The sequence below is a fragment of the Clostridia bacterium genome (assembly GCA_024685775.1).
Classification (GTDB): domain Bacteria; phylum Bacillota; class Clostridia; order Christensenellales; family CAG-1252; genus CAG-1252.
Genome location: JAIKVL010000005.1, coordinates 1 through 4,412, shown reverse-complemented (window position 1 = coordinate 4,412; position 4,412 = coordinate 1). Strand labels below are relative to the sequence as shown.

Below are 4,412 nucleotides of genomic sequence, written 5' to 3'. Positions count from 1 at the left end.
TAAGCAAGATCGTTTGTATGCCGTTACAAGCCGCATTGAACTCAAAGATACGGCGTATACGGAAGCGAACGCGCGGACGACGAGACTGCTTCGTTATTCGGTCGCGGCGAGCGTGATGATGATCTTCGTCGGAATGTTCGTCGGGATCTACGTCTTCGGAAACGATAAGAGCGGCGGCAGGATGAAAAACGTCCTTGCCGGCGGCGCGGATCGTAAAACGGTCTTTTTCGGGCAACTTTTGACGAGCGCCGTTTTAACGGTCGGGATTTGGATCCTTTTCGTCCTCGTCGGCGCGTTTGTCTTCGGCTTGGGCGAGACGGCGAACGTCTGTAATTTATACCATACGCGTTGCTTCGTTGCGAGCGCCTACGCGACTTATTTCGGGAAAATGGCGTTCGGGTTGCTCGCTTCGTTTCTTGCGATCGCGTCTTCCGCGTTTTCGGTCGCCTTCTCCCGCAGGACGGGAGGGTTCTTCCTCGGAACGCCCGCTTTGCTCCTTTTCGGCGGCGGCATTTTCTCGATGATGCTTCGCGTCGTTTCGGACTATATCCCCGTCGCCGCGTCGCGCGCGCCGCTCTTGGGGCTTCCGCTTCTTCCCGTCGTCCCCGCGTTTTCGATCGTTATGAGCCTTCTCCTGCAAGCGCTCCTCGCCGCAGGGTTTTTCGCCGCGTCTTATTTCCGATTCAAGCGGTCGGATCTGTAAGCGAAGAAAAAACGGCGAATTGTTTCGCCGTTTTTCGTTATTCTCCGTCCGAGAGTTTCAGAAGGACCGCGCCTTGCTTCGCGCCGCAGACGGGGCAGATCTCGAAGGCTTCTTTTTTCGTCCATTCGTAGCCGCAACCGCCGCATTTCCATTTCGTCGCTTCCTCTTTTTTGTACAAGGTTCCCGATTTCATCTGCTCGTAAAGGTCGGTGAAAAGTTTTTTGTGGCAGGTCTCGATCCCGATCAGGTTGCGAAACAGCCCCGCGATATCCCGAAACCCTTCCTCTTCCGCCGTCTTTTGATATTCGGGGTAGACCTTTTCCGCTTCGATCCCTTCGTCCTCGGCGGCGAGGCGCAGGTTCTCGACGAGATCCCATTTCTCCTTGAAAGGATAGCCCGACGCGACGTCCACGTTCGCGATCGTCTTTTCGCTCGCGCTTTGGAGATAGGTGTAGCACATACGGGCGTGATTGAATTCGTTGTAGACGATCTTGTCGATGACTTCCGCGAGGGCGGTGTAGCCCTGCTGGCGCGCGCCGTACTCAATAAATTCGTAGCGCGTTCGCGCCATACATTCGCCGGCGAACGCCTTCGCGAGGTTCAGATAGGTTTTGCTTTCGATCAGTTTCATAGTTTCCTCCTTTTTGATGCTTGCGTAAGGAGTTTTCCCTCTTTCACCGCCTTCTATACGCCCGAAATCCGGCAGAAAAAGGGCAAAATCTCTCAATTTGTGAATAACGTGTTTCATTTTGGAAAAGCACTTGCAATATAATTTTTACCGTGGTAAAATGGTTGCGTTTGATTTTTCGAGAAGAAGGAGAAACGTTGTGAAGGAAAGGAATCAAATGGAAAAAGAACAGAACGACGAAATCAAATCTATCAAAAACGTTGAATCGGAAGAGCAGGTAAAAGTTAGTAAGAAAAACTTTTGGCGTTCGGTTGTGAAGCCCGCGCTTTTGAATTTCAAGATCAATCCCGTCTTGCTTGCTTTTGCGGTGCTTTTTTCCATAGCGGCAACGTTTGCTTTAACGTATATGACTGCATATGGCACGTTTGGGAACACGGACAACACCGTAGAAAACTTGAAAAATCATAACTTCCCTTATGCGGTTGTTTCAAAATATCAGATCACAGAGTCTGATATTAACAGATTAAAGACAAGTTTTACAAAAAACCGTTATTATCCGATCGGGTACAGTAACGGAAGCTTTATCATTATTGACGATGTAAGAGACGTTGAGAAATTGGGGTTTCGTTTGTCCGAGAATTCCGTCGCTTTGTCGAGTGATTCGGTTTACGTTTCCGATTTATACGCAGAAGCTCTTTTGGCTACGGGGCGGAATTTTTCTCGGCGAGAGGGGAGCGATTACGAACGGATAAATGCGGTAGAAGAATTCGTCGGAAGCATTTATTGCGAGGGTGAGTTTTTGCTTTCCGTAGCGGGCGTCGTCCTGACGGGGCAAACGGGATTCTGTCAAAAGAGCGCCTATGAGCAAGCCAAAGCGCAGGAGAATCGGGCTTTTTATCAGAATGCTTTACCCAACGTCTTTTGTTGGAAAAGTTATTTTTATGAGAAGTGGGCGAAAAGTTCCGACGAACCGTATTATTCGAGAATTCTTGTTCGTGTTCAAGATTATCAAGAGTTGAGCCGGCTTGTCGGAGAATATGGAGAAGAGGCTCTTGGCGCAAAATATACTCTTGATCCCTTTTATGAAGGAGATTCTTGGCTGTCAAGCGTAACGAATGCGCTTGTCGGAGCGTGTATTGCAATCCCGATCGCTTTTATTCTGATGCTCTTGTACGTTTGGTCGGTCGGCACTCGCACGAAGGACGAGAGGCTTTCCCTCTATGCGCGCGGCGGAAGGAAATGCGACGCGTTCGCCGTCTATGCGATTCAATTCGCGGTGGTCGCGCTCGTTACGGTCTTGCTTTCCGCTGCGATTTCGCTGCCGCTTGTTTCCGTAATCGGGAAAAAAGTCGCGTCGTCTTACGGTTTGATCAAAGGCGCTGCCCTTATTCGAAATTATGCGGGTGTTTGGGCGGAAGCATTCTTGGTTCCGCTTGCGCTGACGATTCTTCCCGCGGCAATCTGCGCGATCGGATTCGCGATCAAGAAAGAGGGCGGGAAGAAAGAAAACGAGCCTTCCGAAGCGGCGGATAAAGTGGAAGAAATCGCGGAGACCCGGAAAAAGTCCGGAAAGGGATTTTGGCGTTTGTTTGTAAAGCCCGCGTTTTTGAATTTCAAAATCAATCCCGTCTTGCTTGGTTTTGCGGCGCTTTGTTGCGCGGTGGCTACGCTGTCTTTGGCGTTTACGACGGCGTTTGCGAGGTTTGATCACGCAATGAATACGGTTGAAACTTTGAAAAAACAAAAATTCCCTTGTGCGGTTCTTTATCGAAACGATTCAATCCCCTCGTATGGAATGGATTGGAGAAGGATTTCGAAAGAGGAGTTGCTTGATTTGAGCTCGACTTTTGCAAAAAACGACTATTATCCGATCGCTCAAATTCCAAATGGTATGGGAATTATTATCGAAAGCGCTACCGACGTTGAAAAAATGGGACTTCGCTTGTCCGAGAATTCCGTTGCGTTATCGGATGATTCGGTTTACGTTACCGATCTGTACGTAAAAAGCCTGTTGGATTCCGGAGCGAATTATTTTCATAAAGGAGAAAAGTTCGATAAAATAATCAGAACCGTAGAGGATTTTGTGGGGGACGTTTATCATGACGGACATTTGTTTCTTAAAGTCGCGGGTGTCGTCCTGACCGGGCAAGCGGGTTACGATCAAAAAAAATCTTATGACAGATCAAAAAAAAGTGCGATTCAAGATTTTTATCAAAGAAATTTGACTTGTGTCTTGTTTACGGAAACCTATTTTTCGGAAGAGAGCAGGGCGAGTGGTTGGGAAAATAATTATAAAGAGATCTTTGTTTCGATTCATGATTATGATGAATTGGGAGCCGTTCTCAGGAGGGATTCGCGTTATTTGCTTCAATCTCCGTATAAGATCTTCCGTTATCCATACGAAGTAGAGTATTGGTCTGATGGTTTTATAACGTCCGTTTGCGTAACGTGTTTTACGATTCCGCTCGCTTTTATGCTGATGCTCTTGTACGTTTGGTCGGTCGGCACTCGCACGAAGGACGATAGGCTTTCCCTCTATGCGCGCGGCGGTAGAAAACGCGACGCGTTCGCCGTCTACGCTCTTCAATTCGCGGCGGTCGCGCTCGTTACGGTCTTGCTTTCCGCGGTGATTTCGCTTCCGCTTCTTCCTGTGACGGGGAGCTTGTTTGTGTCGGAATATGGGTTGGTTGAAGGTTGTGTCCTCGTTCGGTACAGCGCCGCGGTTTGGGCGGAAGCGTTCTTGGCGCCGCTTGCTTTGACGGTGATTCCCGCGGCGATCTGCGCGATCGGATTCGCGATCAAGAAAGAGGGCGGAAAGAAAGAAAACGAAGTGACCGAAACGGCGGACTGAGTTCGGCGTCGGGATGACGAACGATTTCATTTCGTACGTCATCCTGAGCAGGCGCGAATGCGCCGTCGTCGAAGGATCCCTTAACGCGGAGCAGTGTGAAAATCGGATGAGATCCTTCACTCCGTTTAGGATGACGAAAACAGAAAGCAGGAGGTGTATTTATGATTGAAAGGAATCAAATTGAAAAAGAACAGAACGACGAAATCAAATCTATCAAAAACGTTGAATCG

3 protein-coding genes are annotated in these 4,412 nt (G+C 48.9%); 2 read left to right on the top strand and 1 reads right to left on the bottom strand.

Annotated features, from left to right (window positions below; all coding sequences use genetic code 11):
* Nucleotides 1–703, top strand: a 703-nt coding sequence (locus tag K5753_01430; GenBank protein MCR4725864.1) for a hypothetical protein, incomplete at its 5' end; no start/stop codon positions are given.
* A 37-nt stretch (nucleotides 704–740) separates the two neighbouring features.
* Here K5753_01430 and K5753_01425 read toward each other — a convergent pair.
* A complete protein-coding gene (locus K5753_01425) occupies nucleotides 741–1,334 on the bottom strand; it encodes a rubrerythrin family protein (protein MCR4725863.1) in 594 nt (197 codons plus the stop codon).
* Nucleotides 1,335–1,548: 214 nt separating this feature from the next.
* On the opposite strand from K5753_01425, the gene K5753_01420 reads away from it, so the two are divergent.
* Nucleotides 1,549–4,182 (top strand): hypothetical protein, encoded by a 2,634-nt coding sequence (locus K5753_01420; protein MCR4725862.1) that lies wholly within the window; start codon nucleotides 1,549–1,551, stop codon nucleotides 4,180–4,182.
* Nucleotides 4,183–4,412: the final 230 nt, after the last annotated feature.

Bases quoted from the DNA above. Each gene is read 5' to 3' on its own strand.
- K5753_01425 (MCR4725863.1), bottom strand. From the start codon at position 1,334: ATGAAACTGATCGAAAGCAAAACCTATCTGAACCTCGCGAAGGCGTTC.
- K5753_01420 (MCR4725862.1), top strand. From the start codon at position 1,549: ATGGAAAAAGAACAGAACGACGAAATCAAATCTATCAAAAACGTTGAA.